Genomic DNA, 16,874 nt, shown 5'->3' with positions numbered 1-16,874 from the left:
CTCAACCTTAGTTGAAGTCCTAGCGTCATGATCATGACAACGGAAACGACAGCGACAGCCCCGCCGGATGCCGCGGCGCCCCGCATCCTGGGCGGCGACTACCTCTGGATCACCATCGGCGCCTGCGCGCTCGTCTTCCTCGGGGCGTTCGAGTCCCTGGCCGTGACGACGGTGATGCCGACGGTCAGCGCCGACCTCGACGGGGAGCGGCTGTACGCACTGGCCTTCGCGGGACCGCTGGCGACCAGCGTGATCGGCATGGTGATCGCCGGGAACTGGGCGGATCGCCGCGGCCCGGTCGCCCCGCTGTACACCTCGGTCGTGATGTTCGTCGTCGGCCTGCTCATCGCCGGCTTCGCGCCGACCATGGAGGTGCTCGTCGCCGGCCGCTTCGCCCAGGGACTCGGCAGCGGAGCGCTCACGGTCGCGCTGTACGTGGTGGTCGCCCGGGTCTATCCGCAGGCGCTGCATCCCGCGATCTTCGCCGGCTTCGCGGCCGCCTGGGTGATCCCGTCGCTGATCGGCCCGACGGTCGCGGGCGCGGTGACCGAGCTCTGGAGCTGGCACTGGGTCTTCCTCGGCGTGGTCATCCTGGTGCTCGTGGCGCTGCTGATGGTCATCCCGGCTCTCCGCGGGCTGGCGAACGACGGCGACGCGTCGGTGCCGTGGGCCTTCGGCCGGCTGGGGTGGTCGGTGCTCGCCGCCGTCGCCGTGCTCGCCCTGAACCTGGTCGGCGACATCCCCGCGGTCGGGCCCGTGCTCGCCGGGGTCGCGATCGTCGTCGCCCTCGTCGCCGTCCGGCCGCTCGTTCCTCGGGGCACGTTGCGCGCCCGACGGGGTCTGCCGTCGGTCATTCTGGTGCGGGGGCTCGCCGCCGCGGCCTTCTTCGGTGCACAGGTCTACCTGCCGTACCTGCTCACCGACCGCTACGACCTCACCCCGACCCTCGCCGGGCTCTCGCTGACCGGCGGTGCCCTCGCGTGGTCGGCTGCGGCGACGGTGCAGGGGCGGATGGGTGCCCGGCTCTCGAGCGTCACCGCGGTGCGGGCGGGCACGGTGCTGGTGTTCGTCGGCATCCTGCTGACCGTCGCGACGGCGGGCTTCGGGTGGGATGCCGCGTTCGTCGCGGTGGCCTGGGTCGTCGCCGGTGTCGGGATGGGGTTGATGAGTCCGCGCTCGAGTGCGCTGACGCTCGCGCTGTCGACCCCCGAGAACCAGGGATTCAACAGCGGCGCCATGACCGTCGCCGACTCGTTCGGGAGCGCGCTCGCCCTCGCGGTGACCGGATCGCTGTTCACCGCGCTGGTGTCGGTCGCCGACCCATTCACGGGCGTGTTCATCTTGGCGGGCGTGATCGCGGCGGCGGCAGCGGTGCTCGCGCCACGGATGCGGACGGATGCCGGGCGCGCGGCGATCGTGCCGGAGGCGGGCGCATGAGCGTCGGCAGAGTGAAGGAGAGAACCATGCGGGCCATCGTGCAGCGCGAGTTCGGAGGGTCAGATGTGCTGAGGGTGGAGGAGGTGCCGCTGCCGGAGCCCGGAGAGGGACTGGTGCGGGTGCGGGTCGCCGCAGCGGGCGTGCACGCGGTCGACACCGACATCCGTCGAGGAGACGGACCTCCGTCGATGCCGAAGCCGCAGCTTCCGATGACGCCGGGACGAGAGGTGGCCGGCACTGTCGACGCGGTCGGTCCGGGCGTCGACGGGGCGCTCGTCGGCACGCGGGTCGTCGCTCACGTGGGCTTCCGCAGCGGGGGCTACGCGGAGTTCACGCTGGCCCCGGCCGCCGCACTGCATTCCGTTCCCGACAGGGTGACTTTCCCGCAGGCCGTCGCAGCCATCGGCACCGGCCGGACCGCCCAGCTCGTGCTCGAGTCGGTCGAGATCAGACCCGACGACGTCGTGATCATCCCAGGCGCGTCGGGTGGACTCGGGAGCCAGCTCGTGCAGCTCGCCCTATCGGTCGGGGCGACCGTCATCGGGCTCTACGGCGGCGAGGCGAAGCGCGTCGTGGTCGAGCTGCTCGGGATCGGCGAGAGGCGTGCCGGTGGGCGGCTCATCGCGCTGGACGCGAACGACGACACGTGGCCGCTGCGGTTGGCCGGGCTCCTCGAGGGAGTGCAGCCGTCCATACTGATCGACGGTGTCGGAGGGTCGACGGGCAGGGCGGCGGTCGAGACGCTCGGGCGCGGGGCTCGCGTCGTGATCATCGGGTGGTCGAGCGGAGAAGTAGTCCGGCTCGACTCCGCAGACATCGTCGAGCGCTCACTCACGGTCGCCGTGCCACTGGGTCGGCCGATCACAGAACTGCGGGTGCTCGAGGCGCGCGCGCTCGCCGCAGTAGCGGAGGGGCGGGTCGATCCGCCTGTCGACGAATACCGGCTGGAGGATGCCGCGGCCGCACACGACGCCATCGAGCAGCGTCGGCAGTGGGGGAAGGTCGTGCTGATTCCGTAGGACTTCTGATTTGCGTCGGTGCGTGAGGTGTGGCTACTGTGCTGAACAGTGTTCAGGTGAACACTGTTCAGGAAGGATTCCAATGCCCACCTCACCCCGTGAGACCAGTGCGACCCTCGGCCGGGTGGCCGTGTTCGCCGCCCTCATCATCGTGCTCGGCACCGTCGTCGTGCCGCTGCCGGGAGGCGTGCCCATCACGGCGCAGACCCTCGGCGTCATGCTCGCCGGTCTCGTGCTCGGACCCCGGGTCGCGCCGTGGGCCATCGTGCTGGTGCTCGCGCTCGCGGCCCTCGGGCTGCCGGTGCTCGCGGGCGGACGCGGCGGCCTCGGCGTCTTCGTCGGGCCGACGGCGGGATACCTGCTCGGCTGGATCGCCGGAGTCATCGTGATCGGCCTCGTCATGCGCACCGGCCGCGTCACCTGGTGGCGCGCCGCGGCGGCTTCCCTGGTCGGCGGGGTGCTGGTGGTCTACGCCTTCGGCATCCCGGTGCAGGCGCTCGTGACGGGGGTGCCGTTCGGGCCCACGGCGCTGTCCAGCCTCGCGTTCCTCCCGGGTGACCTCATCAAGGTGGCCGTGGCGACGCTGGTGGTCGTGGCGCTGCAGCGGGCGTATCCGCGGGCGTTCCCCGCCCGGCGCGAGGCGCCGGTCGCGGCTTGAGGCGGTGCGGTCGGGCCTGAGCGCGGTGCACAACTCCGCAAGAACCTCCGATTTCGGGGCGGATTCGGGGTGCTGGACCCGGTTCCGACGCGGAATGGAGGAGTTGTGCACGCGCCGGCGGGGAACAACTGACCCGTGACTCGGCGTTGCTCTTGAGCGAGACTGGGCGACGGAGAGGTGCGACACATGACTGCTGCCGAGAAGACCGACGAGTACGACCTGATCGTCCTGGGCGGAGGTGCCGTCGGCGAGAACGTCGCGGACCGCGCTGTACAGGGCGGTCTCACCGCGATCATCGTGGAGAGCGAGCTGGTCGGAGGCGAGTGCTCCTACTGGGCGTGCATGCCGTCGAAGGCGCTGCTGCGTCCGGCGCAGGCGCTCCGCGCCGCCCAGAACGTGGGCGGTGCGTCACAGGCCGTGACGGGAAAGCTCGACGTGCGGGCGGTGTTCGACCGCCGCGACTCGTTCACGAGCAATTGGTCAGACGACGGCCAGGTGAAGTGGCTGGACTCGGCCGGCATCGCTCTGGCCCGCGGCTTCGGCCGGATCACCGGCGAGCGTGAGGTCACCGTGACGGATGCCGACGGCGGCACCCGCGTGCTCCGTGCCCGCCATGCCGTCGCGATCAGCACCGGATCCCAGGCGGTCATCCCGCCCATCGACGGACTGCGGGATGTTGCGCCGTGGACCAGCCGCGAGGCCACGAGCGCCGAGGAGCTGCCCGACAGCCTGGCCGTGATCGGCGGCGGCGTCGTCGCCGTGGAGATGGCCACCGTCTACGCCTCGCTCGGTTCGACCGTGACGCTCATCGCGCGCGGCGAGCTGCTGTCGACGATGGAGCCGTTCGCCGGTGAGCGGGTGGCCGCCGGGCTCAAGGAGCTCGGCGTCGACGTGCGCACGTCGACCGGAACGGCGTCCGTGCACCGCGGCGACGGCGGCGTGACCGTCACGCTCGAGGGCGGCGAGGAGATCGTCGCGAGCGAGGTGCTCGCCGCGACCGGCCGCTCGCCGCACAACCACGACATCGGGCTCGACGTCGTGGGGCTCGAGGCCGGGAAGTGGATCGAGACCGACGACACCCTGCGCGTTCCCGGATCCGACTGGCTGTACGCGGTCGGCGACGTCACCGGCCGCGTCCTGCTCACCCACCAGGGCAAGTATCAGGCGCGGGCCGCGGGTGACGTGATCGTCGCGAGGGCAAAGGGCGACGAGGTCGACGACGCCCCCTGGGGCCGGCACGTCGCCACGGCGGACCACGCCGCGGTGCCGCAGGTCACGTTCTCGTTCCCCGAGGTGGCGTCGGTCGGACTCACCGAGGCCGCCGCGCGCGAAGCGGGCCACGAGGTGAAGGTCGTCGACTACGACCTCGGCGCCGTCGCCGGATCGAGCGTCTACGAGGACGGCTTCGAGGGTCAGGCCCGGCTGGTGGTCGACGCCGCCCGCGACGTCGTGCTCGGCGCCACTTTCGTCGGTCCGGAGGTCGCGGAGCTCGTGCAGGCCGCGACGTTCGCGGTCGTCGGAGAGGTGCCGATCAAGCGCCTGTGGCACGCGGTGCCCGCCTATCCGACCATCAGCGAGGTCTGGCTCCGCCTGCTGGAGGGCTACGGACGCGACTCGGCCTGAACATGACCGAACAGGGCCGCTCCGCCCGCAATCCGCTGGCGGCGCGGTACCGAACAGATCGGGGATTGTTTCTCACATTGACGGTCCGGTGCGCAACCCCACGCCGGATGTCCCACCCGTCTTATACGCTCGAACCCACATCCGAGGAGGCAGGACCATGAAGGCTGTACTCGCAGGAACCGTCATCGCCGAAGCCGACGAGAGCGATCTCGTCCGCATCGAGGGCAATTGGTACTTCCCGCCGGCATCCGTCGCCGAGGGCGCGCTCGTCGAGAGCCCCACCCCGTACACCTGCCCGTGGAAGGGTGCCGCGCAGTACTTCTCGGTGCAGACCGGAGACGAGCTGCACACCGACTACGCCTGGTCGTACCCCACGCCCTACCCGTCCGCGTTCGAACGCGTCGGCACCGACTTCTCCGGGTACGTCGCCTTCGACCCCCGCGTGCAGATCAGCGAATGACCTCCGTATGCCGGCGCCGGGGCGCCGATGCGCGCCTCGTCGATCGACCGACTGGAAAGTGACCCATGATCGAGTTCCGTAATGTCACCAAGCAGTTCCCCGACGGCACCGTCGCCGTGGACGACTTCAGCCTGGTCCTCCCGTCGCGCAAGACCACGGTGTTCGTCGGATCGTCCGGATGCGGCAAGACCACACTCCTGCGCATGATCAACCGCATGGTCGAACCGACCTCGGGCGACATCGAGATCGACGGCGAGAACGTGCTGGTCGGCGATCCGGTGCAGCTGCGCCGCCGGATCGGCTACGTCATGCAGAACTCCGGCCTCATGCCGCACTTCTCCGTGATCGACAACGTCGCCACCGTCCTCCGCCTCACGGGCGTCAAGAAGCCCGAAGCCCACAAGCGTGCGCGCACGCTGCTCGACACGGTCGGGCTCGACCAGGCGCTCGCCGAGCGGTATCCGAGCCAGCTGTCCGGTGGCCAGCAGCAGCGCGTCGGCGTGGCCCGCGGCCTCGCCGCCGACCCGAACATCCTGCTGATGGACGAGCCCTTCGGCGCGGTCGACCCGATCGTGCGCGCCGACCTGCAGCAGGAGACCCTGCGGCTGCAGCACGAGCTCGACAAGACGGTCGTCTTCGTCACGCACGACATCGACGAGGCGTTCCTGCTCGGCGACCAGGTCGTCATCCTCGACAAGGGCGCGCGCATCGTGCAGGTGGGCAGCCCGAGCGAGATCATCGAGAACCCGGCCGACGACTTCGTCGCCGCCTTCATCGGGGCCGACCGCGGTCGGCGGGCGCTGCGCCTCAAGGAGACCCCGCACGGCACCGTCGTCGTCGACTCCGAAGGACGCACGCAGGGAGCGATCGTCGCCGACCCCGAAAAGCAGGACGGCGCGGCGTGAACTGGGTCACCGACAACCTCGGTCTGATCTTCGAGCTGACGCTGGTCCACCTGCGTCAGAGCATCGTGCCGATCGTGCTCGGGTTCGTGCTGTCGCTTCCGTTGGGCTGGGTGGCCTGGCGCTACCGCCTCGTGCGCGGCCCGATCATCGTGCTCACGGGTCTGCTCTACACGATCCCGTCGCTGGCGCTGCTGATCCTGCTGCCGGCCACGCTCGGCTACTCCGCGATCAGCGAGACCAACCTGGTGATCGCGCTCACGATCTACGCCGTCGCGATCCTGGTGCGCTCGGTCGCCGACGGCCTCGACTCGGTCGATGAGGGCGTGCGGCAGGCGGCGACCGCCACCGGCTTCGCCCCGTTCCGCCGCTTCTGGGCGGTCGAGTTCCCGCTCGCCGGTCCGGTGATCCTCGCCGGGCTCCGCGTCGCGGCGGTCAGCACGATCTCGCTCGCGACGGTCGGCATCCTCATCGGCGTCACGAACCTCGGCTACCTCTTCACCAACGGGCTCGAGCGGCGCATCATCGCCGAGGTGCTCGCGGGCGTCGTCGCGGTCGTCGTCATCGCGCTGCTGATCGACCTGCTCCTGCTGCTGATCGGTCGCGCGCTGATGCCGTGGACCACGGCCCCCAGCCGCGTCGCCGCCGCCAAGTCCGTCCCGGTGAGGGCTGCCGCATGAATCTCTTCGCCGATGCCATCGCCTGGATGCTCGCCCCGAAGCAGTGGCAGGGCAGCTACGCCCTTCCGGTGCTGCTCGGTCAGCACCTCGCCCTCACGCTGATCTCGGTGCTCATCGCGGCCGCCATCGCTCTCCCCATCGGCTGGCTCATCGGCCACACCGGGCGCGGGCGTGAGATCGCCGTGGCCGTCTCGGGCGCGGCGCGCGCCATTCCGGCCTTCGGTCTCATGGTGCTGCTCGTGCTCCTGCTCGGCGTGCTCCGGGTTCCCCAGGCCGCGATCATCACCTTCGTGCTCCTCGCCATCCCGTCGCTGCTCGCCGGGGCGTACACGGGCCTCGAGGCCATCGACCGGCGGGTGATCGACTCCGCGCGCGCCATGGGCATGACCGAGTGGCAGATCTTCTGGAAGGTCGAGGTTCCGCTGGGCCTGCCGCTGCTCGTCGGCGGCATCCGCTCCGCCCTTCTGCAGGTCATCGCGACCGTGACGATCGCGGCCTACGTGAACCTTGGCGGCCTCGGGTATCCGATCATCCAGGGCATTCCGCTGCGACGCTTCGACCAGGTGCTCGGCGGTGCGCTGATCGTCGCGGTCCTGGCGCTGCTCGTCGACCTGCTGCTTGCCGCGGCTCAGCACGCCGCTGTTCCCCGCGGCCTCCGCACCGGGCGCCAGACCCGGCGCCGCACCCGTCCGCTGGCCCCGGCAGCGGAGCCGTCCACCGCGACGGCCTGACCTTCATCGTTCCCTCCCGCACCCACAGCATTCAGCACGTCCCAGAGAAGAGGAAGTCCATGTTCACAGCACGAGGCAAGCGCTCCGTCCTGGCTGTCGGCCTGGTGGCCGCGGCCGCACTCGCCCTGACCGCCTGCGGCGGCAACCCGCTCGACGAGCCCTCCGAAGACACCGGTTCGGGCTCCGGCAGCTCCGACACGATCGTCGTCGGCTCGCAGGGGTACTACTCCAACGAGATCATCGCCGAGATCTACGCCCAGGCTCTCGAGGGGGCCGGGTTCGACGTCAAGAAGCAGCTCAACATCGGTCAGCGCGACGCGTACATGCCCGAGGTCGAGTCCGGCGCCATCAACGTCTTCCCGGAGTACACCGGCAGCCTGCTGGAGTACCTCTCCGACGACGAGGTCGACGTCACGGCATCGGACGAGGTCTATGCCGCTCTGCAGGATGTCCTCCCGGACAGCTTGACGGCTCTCGACTACGCCGAGGCCACCGACCAGGACACCTACACGGTGCTCAAGAGCTTCGCCGAGGAGCACGACCTGAAGACGATCGAGGACCTCAAGAACGTCCCGACCGAGGTCACGATCGGCGCTCCGCCGGAGTTCGAGGAGCGGCCGTACAACCCCGCAGCCGCCAAGGAGGTCTACGGCGTCGACCTGAAGTTCTCGGCAACCGGTCCGACCACGCTCCAGTCGCTGCTCGAGGGCCAGATCCAGGTCGCCGACATCTACACCTCCGAGCCGGCCTTCCAGACCGAGGACATCGTCGCCCTGGAAGACCCGAAGAACCTGATCATCTCGTCGAACGTCGTGCCGATCGTCTCGAGCGACATCGCGGATGACGTCTCCGACGTGCTCAACGCGATCAGCGAGAAGCTCACCGCCGAGGAGCTCGTCTCCCTGAACGTGCTGAGCGCGGTCGAGGAGCAGTCGTCGGCCGACATCGCGAAGAAGTGGCTGGAAGACAACGACCTCGTCTGAGTCGTCGTTCTGACAGCGATCTTCTGAACGAGAAGTGCCCGGGCCCGATGGGACCGGGCACTTCTGCGTGCGGGCGGCGTTCTCGGCCGCCCTAGACTCGGGCGTCCTGCCGTGGCACGAGCACCTGCTTGATGATGATGAGGATGGATGCCGCGACGGGGACGGCCACGAGCGCGCCGAGGAGGCCCAGCAGCGTGCCGCCGGCCAGGGCGCCGATGACGACCAGCGAGCCGGGGATCGCGATGGCCCTGTTCATCACGCGCGGGGTGATCACATAGGCCTCGATCTGCATGTAGATCAGGTACACGATCGCGAAGATGAGCGCCCCGATCGGGTTCGTGAACAGGGCGATGCCGGTGCCGATGATCCAGAACAGCACGGAGCCGACGAGCGGGATCAGCGTGATGCAGAACGCGATCGTGGCCATGAGCGGCGGGAACGGCAGGCCGAGGAACAGGTAGAGCAGGAAAGCGAGCACCGCGTTGCAGAAGGCGAGCACCACCATCCCCATCACGTAGCCGCCGACCGAGTCGGTGATCTGGTCGGTGATGTCACCCGCGCGGGCACGATCGCGTGCCGGCGCGAGCCGCAGCAGGCCCTGCTTCATCGTCGGGAGGGTGGCGAGGAAGTAGAGCGTGAGCACGAGCACGACGATCGCACCGGAGATGCCCGTCGCGATCGATGCCCCGACCTGCAGGGCGCCGCCGCCGATCGTGGCGATGTTGCCGAAATCGGAGAGGAACTTCTGCACCTCCGACACCAGATCCTGGAACTGCTCGCCGAACTGCTGGTTCAACGTCGCGTAGAGGTCGGTCCGGGTGAACTCCTTGATCATCCCCGGAACCGAGCGCACGAAGCTCGCGATCTGCTCGATGACGATCGGGATCACCGTCCAGAGGATCAGCCCGACCAGCACGATGAGCGCGAGGATCACGGTGACGACCGACGGTCCTCGGGAGAGCCCGCGGCGCTCCAGAAAGCGCACCGCGGGGTCGAGCCCGAGCGCCGCGAAGAGGGCGAGGGCGATGTAGATCAGCACGGTCGATAGACTCGTCAGGGCGAGACCGAGCACGAGCGCGCCGAGTCCGCCGAGGGTGACCAGGAACCCGAACACGAACGGTCGATCGATGCGGGTCCAGAACGAGCGGCTCGGCGCCATGGGCTCCACGACGGCGGGTCGGGGCATCGGCGCGGTGACGATCGTGGTCACGGTGTGCGGCGTGGTGTCGGGTTCGTCGGAGGTGGCCGTGGCCGCGTCGGCGGGGACGTCGGGCGTCTGGTCGTCGGTGGGTGCGGAGGCCGGCGACTCGTCGTTGCTCATGTGCTCACGATAGCGGTGGCGCTCTTCCGGACCGGGCGTTCCGCGGCTCTAGAGTAGGGGCATGACAGCCGCTGAGGACCCGCAGGTCGAACTGCTCCGACTCCGCGCCAGCATCGACAACATCGACGCCGCGCTCATCTTCATGCTGGCGGAGCGCTTCCGCGCCACCCAGCAGGTCGGCCGCCTCAAGGCGGAGCACGAGATGCCGGCATCCGATCCGAACCGCGAAGAGCAGCAGGTCGGTCGGCTGCGTGCTCTCGCGGAAGAGGCGCACCTCGATCCGGAGTTCGCGGAGAAGTGGTTCAACTTCGTGGTGGCCGAGGTCATCCGCCACCACACCGAAGCGGCCGGGAGCCGCTGAGAGAAGTGCCGGACGGGCGACGGTGTGTGCAGCACTCGCCCGTCCGGAGCTGTGAGAGGCCGAGAGGCCAACTAAGTTCAATGAATAAACTTAGGGAGAGACTACGGATCGCCGCCCGATCTGTCAACAGCTCTCAGGAGTGCCGGAGGGGAACGCATGCTGAATTCGGATGACGCCCTCGACACGCAGGCGTCGGTGCGGCGTGCGAACCTGCGTCGGGCGTTGCAGCTGGTCTTCCGGAGTCCTGGTGCGCAGACCCGTGCCGGAATCGCGCGCGCGACCGGACTCACCGCAGCGACGGCATCCTCCCTGGTCGCCGAGCTCATCGAGAACAGACTCGTCGTCGAGGGCGAGCAGGCCGCGAGCACCGGCGGCAAGCGGGCCACCACCCTGAGCGTCGATGCGAGCCATCACCTGATCCTGGTCGTCGTGATGCAGCCGACCGACGCGCGGATCGCTCTCGTGGCGCTCGACGGCGCGCAGGAGCACACCCGGCGGGCGACCTACACCGCGACCACCAGGGAAGACGTGCTCGGCAGCGTCCTGGCCGAGATCGCGGCGGAGTTCGGGGACCGCCTCTTGATCGCCGCGGCGCAGCTGCCGGGCACGACCGACGGGCGCTCGGTGCTCGAGAGCGTGCAGCTCGGTTGGCACGACGTCGCCCTCGCCGATCAGTGGGAGAGCGTCCTGCGCGTGCCGGTGCTGCTCGTGAACGACGTGGATGCCGAGGCCATCGCAGAAGCCGCCGTCGATGACGCGAGCTCGGGGTATCGCCTGTTCATCCACATCGGCGGGGGGATCGGCGCGGCGGTCACACTCGACGGCGAGCTGGCACCAGGGCCCCGCGACCGCGCTGGCGAGATCGGTCATGTGCAGATCGAGTTCGGCGACGACGCTCGCGCCTGCACCTGCGGCCGCCGCGGCTGCCTCGAGGCCGTGGCCTCCCTCACCGCGATGCTCGGAGCGGACTTCAGCGATGCGATGGATGCCGACGCCATCGCCCTGCTCGCGGCCGAGGCTGACGAGGCAGCGGTGGGCGCCGGCGCGCGGGCGCTCGCCCGGGTGATCAAGCTCGTGTCGGCCCTGCTCGATCCGGCCGAGGTCGTGATCGGAGGTCCGGCCACGGTGCTCGGTACCCGCTTCCTCGAACGCGTGAGGGCCGAGATCGACTACGTGGCGACCGGCACCACCCAGGTCGCTGTGCGGTACGCGGACAGTCGCGTCGACGGATACAGCGGAGCAGCCCAGGTCGCCCTGTCGGCTGCCCTCGGCGTGCGCTGGGGCTCGGGCCGCGCCTGAGCCATACTCAGCACGGTCAGTCCGGCGCCGTCAGTCGAGCGGCTTCAGCCCTTCGGGCGTCTCGACCAGGAACGTGAGTTCGTCCGGGGTCGGCCAGCCCGCCAGGTCCTGCATCGAACCGCCTGCTTCCATCCACGCGATCTGCTCTTCCACATCCCAGTCGTCGCCGGTGGTGATGCTCAGGCTCGCCAGCCGCCCCTCCGAGATCGAGAGGTAGACGTCGGCGCTGCGGCCGTCGAACGGGTGGTAGCGACCGATGACCGGGAAGCGCGCCTCTGCCGGCACGGCCAGGAGCAGGTCGGCCGGCATGGTGAAGCCGATCCCGGGATAGAACGATGCCTCGTCCTCGCCGAGATACTCGATCGCCCGAGCGGCGGCGAGCTGGGCCCGCAGCTCGCCCGCACCGAAACCGTCGGTGCGGGCGAGGAGCGCGGCCACGAGTTCGCGCACCGCGGCCGGGATCTCGATCGGCTCGTCCTCGAGGAAGTCGTCGTCGAGCAGGTCGTCGTGGTCGCGGTCGAGAGCGGCATCGATCTTGAGGCTCAGGGCGTGGGCGCCGAGCATCAGCGCGGCGGCGCCCAGCCCAAGGATCAGCCGCGGGTGGCGCATGCCGCGGCGGCGGACGAAGCCGTCGAGGCGGGCGTCGATCGCATCGCCGGCTTCACTGAGCGCGAGACCCGCGCCGACCGCCGCCGCCGTCATCCCGAACCGCCCGATCGCGGGATTGGAGCGCCCCGCATCGCACCACGCCATGAACCCGTTCAGCACGGCAGCGCCGGCGCGGAGCGCCACGCGACCTCCGACACCGCGCCGCGCGGGATCGAACAGAGCGAGGGCGCCGGTCGCCGCACTCGTCAGCGCGATGTGCCACGCGCTCGTCGGATCCGTCAGTCGGCGCAGCCTGTGCTGCAGCGGGCGGATGGTTCCGGATTCGTGCGTGCTCATCGGTCAACCGTAGCCGCCTTGCGGAGACGCCGCCGCGGAGGACCGCCGAGGAACCGCCCCTACTTGACGCTGCCGGCGGTGAGTCCGCCGACGAGGCGCTTCTCGATGAGCATGAAGAGGATGACGACGGGCAGGATCGCGACGAGGGAGACGCCGAACACGTACTGCCAGCTGGTCTCGTACTGACCCACGAACTTGGTCAGAGCGACGGACAGGGGCTGGTTCTTGTCGGTCGACAGGATCACGAGGGATGCCGCGAACTCGTTCCAGCAGGCGACGAAGGTGAACACGATCGCGGTGACGATGCCGGGCCAGACGAGGGGCAGGTTGATCTTGAACAGGACGGTGAAGCGTCCGGCGCCGTCGATCTGGGCGGCTTCGTCGATCTCTTTGGGGATGCCGGCGAAGAAGGAGTGCATGATCCAGACGGCGAACGAGAGGTTGAAGGCGGCGTTGATGAAGATCATCGCGACCCAGGTGTCACCGAGTCCGAGGGTGGTGAATTGTCGGAAGAGTCCGGAGGTCAGCACGGCGGGCTGCAGCATCTGCGTGACGATCACGAGGAACAGGAACACCATGCGGCCGGGGAACTTGAACCGGGCCGTGTAGTACGCGGCCGGGAGTGACACGGCGAGCACGAGAAGCGTCGCGAACACCGAGATGACGATCGTCGAGATGAGGTTGTACGGCAGTGGCGTCTCGGGCGTCGACCACATCGTGATGAAGTTCTCCCAGTGCCACTCGGTGGGGAGATACGTCGGGTCGACGGAGCGGATCTGCGGCTTCGTCTTCACGGACCCGAAGAACATGATCAGGTACGGGAGTACGAAGATCGCGAGCACGAGGAATCCGGCGGCCATGCGCAGGATGACCCGCGGCAGGGTGACCTGGTCCTCGGTGTAGCGGCGCGCGCGGCCGTTCAGCGGGGGGAGGCTGCGTCCGCCGCGACCGGTGGTGGTGACGAGTTCGGTCTCGGTCACGGTCACGATCAGACCTCCTTCATGGGCTTGACGGTCTTGACGTAGATCGCGACGATCACGATGACGATGAGGAACGCGACGACCGAGAGGGCGCTGGCGACGTCGACCTTCTTCTGCAGTTCGATGTATTTGAAGATCATCGTCATGATCGTGTCGGCGCCGTAGCCGGGGATCGACCCGGTCATCACCTTCAGGATCGGCAGCGAGTTGAACACGTTGATGATGTTGATCAGGATCGCGACGGCGAGAGCGCTGCGCAGCTGCGGGAGCACGATCGACCAGTAGGTGCGGGCGGGGCCCGCGCCGTCCATCTTCGCCGCCTCGATCGCGTCCGCCGGCACGGACTGGAGGCCCGCGAGGATCGTGTAGGTCGTGAAAGGGAGGGACACGAAGACCGCGATGACGATCGACCAGACGAACGCGGTGGTCGGGTTCTTCGTCCACCCGTAGCCGACCGCGTCGTCGGAGAGCCCGATGTCGTAGAGGAACTTGTTGAACACGCCGAAGTACGGCTCGAGGCTGTAATAGAAGACCATGGTCGTCATCACGACGGATGCCGCCCACGGCACGATCACGGCCATGCGCACCAGCTGGCGGCCCGGGAACGCCTTGTTGAGGATCTGTGCGAGACCGAGCGAGATCACGACGGTGAACAGCACGGTCGACACGACCCAGATGATCGTGCGGCCGAAGATCGGCCAGAACTCCGCGAACGCGAACACGGTCGCGAAGTTGTCGAACCCGACCGAGCCCTTATCGAGGCCCGACAGGGAGATGTCGCGGGTCGAGTTGAAGAACATCACCCCGGCGGGGAACAGCACCACCCCGATGATGAGGAGCAGTGCCGGCCCGATCCAGGGCAGCGCCTCCAGGAGGTCCTTGCCGCGGGACTTCCCCCGCGGACCGGCAGCCGGGGTGCGGAGGGTGCGGGGGCGGCTGGTCGCCGCCCCCGCGAGGTTCGAGGACTCTGTGGTCTGGCTCATGGAATACCCGAACCTCTCCGTCGTTCGATCAGCAGTGTTCAGCGAGCGTCAGCCCGCGTCGACCTGCGCCTGGATCTCGGTCAGCACATCCTGTGCGGGCTTCGACTGCAGCTGGCCGAACAGCGACTTGAACGCGCCGTCGGCAGCCGACCACTGCGCGTTCGTCGACGGGTAGAACTGCGCGTCGGGCAGCACGTCGAGGAACGGCTTGAGAGCCTCCTCGCCGGACAGCGCCTCGGAGCCGGACTTCGTGACGGGGAGGAAGCCCTCGGCCTGCACCCACGGCACGTACACGTCAGCCGAGTAGTAGTAGTCGAAGAACGCCGTGATCGCGTCCTTCTTGTCGTCGTCGTTCTGGAACGCCATCAGCTGGTCCATCACGCCGAGGGTGAACGGCGAGCCGTCCTTGGTCGGGATCGGGACGATGGAGTAGTCCAGGTCGGGGTTGCCCTCGGCGATCTGGCCGACCGTCGGCGGAAGGCCGACCTGCATGCCGATCTTGCCCTGGATGAAGATGTCCATCAGCGGCGAACGCTGCGTCGAACCGGGGTCGGCCTGCGTCGCACCGGCATCGATCATCTTCTTGATCTGCTCGGCACCCGCGAGGTTCTCCGGGGTGTCGATCGTGATCTCGGAGGCATCGCCGAACGATCCGCCGCCGCCCCACAGCCACACCGCAGCCTCGGCCTGCGCCTCTTCGGAACCGAGCGGCATGCCGTAACCGGCGACACCGCCGCCGAGAGCCGAGACCTTCGTCGCCGCATCCAGCAGCGAATCCCAATCGGTCGGCGCCTCCACGCCGGCCTGCTCGAGCAGGGCATTGTTCACGAACAGCGCACGCGCCGACGCGATCAGCGGCAGAGCGTACGCGGTGCCATCGACCTCGGCGTTCGCGATGAACGAGTCCTGGAAGTCGGCGAACGTGTCCTCCGACACGACATCCTCGACGGGATAGAGCAGCTCATCGCCCACGAAGCCCGCGAACGGACCGCCGTTGTAGATGTCCGGCGCCTCACCCGCCTGGATCTTCGTCGAGACGACCTTCTCCAGGTTGTCCCAGGACTGCACCTCGAGCTTGACCTTGATATCGGGGTTCGCCTTCTCGAAACCCTCGATCACGGTCTCCCAGTTCGCCTTCGTGCCGTCCGAGTAGCTCGGGACGAGGAGGTCGATCGTGGTGGATCCCTCGGCATCGCCGCTGTCGCCGGACGACCCGCCGAACCCGCACGAAGCGAGCGAGAGCGTGGCGACGGCCGCAATGGCGGCGGCGCCGAACCGCAGTGACTTCTTCATGTGTATTGCATTCCTCACTGTGAGTGTCCGCTCCGGCGGCGGGGATCGTCTCCGGGGTGGGGTGGTGCACAGTCGCTAGCAGGACACGCGACGGTGCGGTGGTGATCGTCTCGCCGGATGGCGGCCACGATCGTTCGAGCCTGGTGAGTTTCTGATGGAACTCGTTAGATTATTTGTCAAGGGAACAAACAAATCAAGCATGTTCGTCCTTTGGCCCTCATGTTCGCCATACTATGATCGAATCGGACTTCAAACGATCACAACTATGCAACATATTGCCTGGAGGATTCACAAAATGACCGACCTGCTGCCCGGCGCCCGGATGCGCGAAGAGCTCTTCTCCCAGCCCGAGATGTGGGCGGCGGCGGCGGAGCTCCGCGATGCCCAGGCGCAGCTGCCGGCCGCGGGCGCACGCATCGCCGTCGTCGGCTGCGGCACCTCCTGGTTCATGGCCCAGGCCTACGCGGCCCTGCGCGAGTCGTCGGGCCAGGGCGAGACCGACGCGTTCGCGGCATCTGAGGCGTTCATCGACCGCGGGTACGACGCGGTCGTCGCGCTCACCCGCTCCGGCACCACCACCGAGGTGCTCGAGCTGGTCGAACACGTCAAGGGGCGCGTCCCGACGATCGGCGTGATCGGCGATCCGGACTCTCCGCTCGTCTCGATGGTCGACGAGGCCGTGCTGCTGCCCTTCGCCGACGAGAAGTCCGTCGTGCAGACCCGCTTCGCCACCACCGCGCTCGCCCTGTTCCGGGCCTCCCTCGGCGAAGACCTCTCTGCGGCGATCGCCGACGCGACCGCCGCGCTGGCCGAGAGCGGTGACGACGAGCTGCGCGATGCGGAGCAGTACACGTTCCTCGGTCGTGGCTGGGCGACGGGGCTCGCCCACGAGGCGGCGTTGAAGCTGCGGGAGTCCTCGCAGTCGTGGACCGAGTCCTACCCGTCGATGGACTACCGCCACGGTCCGATCGCGATCGCGGCTCCCGGCCGCGTGGTGTGGCACTTCGGCGCGGCTCCCGAGGGTCTGGCCGCCCAGGTCGAGGCGACCGGCGCCCGCTTCGAGCAGCGCGGCATCGACCCCATGGCCGACCTCGCGCGACTGCACCGTGTCGCACTGGATCGGGCCGTCGCGCGCGGTCTCGACCCCGATCAGCCGCGCAACCTCACTCGATCCGTCATCCTGGATGCATGAGCGGATC

General features: G+C 68.8%; 17 protein-coding genes. 12 read left to right on the top strand and 5 right to left on the bottom strand.

What is annotated here, in order from left to right; translation table 11 throughout:
- The first annotated feature begins 33 nt into the window (after nucleotides 1-33).
- The 9 genes from QFZ21_RS12030 (at nucleotide 34) to QFZ21_RS11990 (ending at nucleotide 8,493) form a co-directional block, all read left to right on the top strand.
- Entirely contained in the window at nucleotides 34-1,437 is a 1,404-nt protein-coding gene (locus QFZ21_RS12030) for an MFS transporter (RefSeq protein WP_307378145.1), read from the top strand.
- Nucleotides 1,438-1,463: 26 nt separating this feature from the next.
- Entirely contained in the window at nucleotides 1,464-2,456 is a 993-nt protein-coding gene (locus QFZ21_RS12025; RefSeq protein ID WP_307378144.1) for an alcohol dehydrogenase catalytic domain-containing protein, read from the top strand.
- Between the two features lie 82 nt (nucleotides 2,457-2,538).
- Entirely contained in the window at nucleotides 2,539-3,114 is a 576-nt protein-coding gene (locus QFZ21_RS12020) for a biotin transporter BioY (protein WP_307378143.1), read from the top strand.
- A gap of 186 nt (nucleotides 3,115-3,300) precedes the next feature.
- Nucleotides 3,301-4,737 carry an NAD(P)/FAD-dependent oxidoreductase gene (locus tag QFZ21_RS12015; RefSeq protein WP_307378141.1) on the top strand — a complete coding sequence of 479 codons (1,437 nt, stop codon included), beginning with the start codon at nucleotides 3,301-3,303 and terminating at the stop codon, nucleotides 4,735-4,737.
- 157 nt (nucleotides 4,738-4,894) lie between these two features.
- Nucleotides 4,895-5,197 (top strand): DUF427 domain-containing protein, encoded by a 303-nt coding sequence (locus QFZ21_RS12010; RefSeq protein ID WP_307378139.1) that lies wholly within the window; start codon nucleotides 4,895-4,897, stop codon nucleotides 5,195-5,197.
- 65 nt (nucleotides 5,198-5,262) lie between these two features.
- Entirely contained in the window at nucleotides 5,263-6,102 is an 840-nt protein-coding gene (locus QFZ21_RS12005) for an ABC transporter ATP-binding protein (RefSeq protein ID WP_307378137.1), read from the top strand.
- The gene (locus QFZ21_RS12000) at nucleotides 6,099-6,779 is read left to right on the top strand and encodes an ABC transporter permease (RefSeq protein WP_307378135.1); all 681 of its coding nucleotides are present in this window, start codon (nucleotides 6,099-6,101) and stop codon (nucleotides 6,777-6,779) included. The genes QFZ21_RS12005 and QFZ21_RS12000 overlap by 4 nt, the downstream gene beginning before the upstream one ends.
- Nucleotides 6,776-7,510: an ABC transporter permease gene (locus QFZ21_RS11995; RefSeq protein ID WP_307378134.1), complete on the top strand. Its 735-nt coding sequence runs from the start codon at nucleotides 6,776-6,778 to the stop codon at nucleotides 7,508-7,510. Before QFZ21_RS12000 ends, QFZ21_RS11995 begins: the two co-directional genes overlap by 4 nt.
- Nucleotides 7,511-7,569: 59 nt before the next feature.
- Complete coding sequence (locus QFZ21_RS11990) at nucleotides 7,570-8,493, top strand: ABC transporter substrate-binding protein (protein ID WP_307378133.1); 924 nt, start codon at nucleotides 7,570-7,572, stop codon at nucleotides 8,491-8,493.
- Nucleotides 8,494-8,584: 91 nt separating this feature from the next.
- Here QFZ21_RS11990 and QFZ21_RS11985 read toward each other — a convergent pair whose 3' ends face one another.
- The gene (locus QFZ21_RS11985; RefSeq protein WP_307378131.1) at nucleotides 8,585-9,814 is read right to left on the bottom strand and encodes an AI-2E family transporter; all 1,230 of its coding nucleotides are present in this window, start codon (nucleotides 9,812-9,814) and stop codon (nucleotides 8,585-8,587) included.
- A 61-nt stretch (nucleotides 9,815-9,875) separates the two neighbouring features.
- On the opposite strand from QFZ21_RS11985, the gene QFZ21_RS11980 reads away from it, so the two are divergent.
- Nucleotides 9,876-10,175, top strand: coding sequence for a chorismate mutase (locus QFZ21_RS11980; RefSeq protein ID WP_307378129.1), 300 nt, complete (start codon nucleotides 9,876-9,878; stop codon nucleotides 10,173-10,175).
- 156 nt (nucleotides 10,176-10,331) lie between these two features.
- Nucleotides 10,332-11,474: an ROK family protein gene (locus QFZ21_RS11975; protein WP_307378127.1), complete on the top strand. Its 1,143-nt coding sequence runs from the start codon at nucleotides 10,332-10,334 to the stop codon at nucleotides 11,472-11,474.
- Nucleotides 11,475-11,504: 30 nt separating this feature from the next.
- On the opposite strand, the gene QFZ21_RS11970 is transcribed toward QFZ21_RS11975, so the two are convergent.
- From QFZ21_RS11970 to QFZ21_RS11955, 4 genes are read right to left on the bottom strand one after another with little or no spacing between them, the layout of a single operon-like run.
- Complete coding sequence (locus tag QFZ21_RS11970) at nucleotides 11,505-12,419, bottom strand: hypothetical protein (RefSeq protein ID WP_307378126.1); 915 nt, start codon at nucleotides 12,417-12,419, stop codon at nucleotides 11,505-11,507.
- A gap of 59 nt (nucleotides 12,420-12,478) precedes the next feature.
- Nucleotides 12,479-13,405 (bottom strand): carbohydrate ABC transporter permease, encoded by a 927-nt coding sequence (locus tag QFZ21_RS11965; protein ID WP_307378124.1) that lies wholly within the window; start codon nucleotides 13,403-13,405, stop codon nucleotides 12,479-12,481.
- Nucleotides 13,406-13,407: 2 nt separating this feature from the next.
- Nucleotides 13,408-14,382, bottom strand: coding sequence for a carbohydrate ABC transporter permease (locus tag QFZ21_RS11960; protein ID WP_307378123.1), 975 nt, complete (start codon nucleotides 14,380-14,382; stop codon nucleotides 13,408-13,410).
- Nucleotides 14,383-14,430: 48 nt separating this feature from the next.
- The gene (locus QFZ21_RS11955) at nucleotides 14,431-15,675 is read right to left on the bottom strand and encodes an extracellular solute-binding protein (RefSeq protein ID WP_307378121.1); all 1,245 of its coding nucleotides are present in this window, start codon (nucleotides 15,673-15,675) and stop codon (nucleotides 14,431-14,433) included.
- 295 nt (nucleotides 15,676-15,970) lie between these two features.
- On the opposite strand from QFZ21_RS11955, the gene QFZ21_RS11950 reads away from it, so the two are divergent.
- The gene (locus QFZ21_RS11950; RefSeq protein ID WP_307378119.1) at nucleotides 15,971-16,867 is read left to right on the top strand and encodes an SIS domain-containing protein; all 897 of its coding nucleotides are present in this window, start codon (nucleotides 15,971-15,973) and stop codon (nucleotides 16,865-16,867) included.
- The last annotated feature ends 7 nt before the right edge of the window (nucleotides 16,868-16,874 follow it).

Source organism: Microbacterium sp. W4I20 (genome assembly GCF_030816505.1).
Classification (GTDB): Bacteria; Actinomycetota; Actinomycetes; order Actinomycetales; family Microbacteriaceae; genus Microbacterium.
Note: the sequence above shows the minus strand (reverse complement) of the source record. Positions and strands in the feature narration are given on the sequence as shown.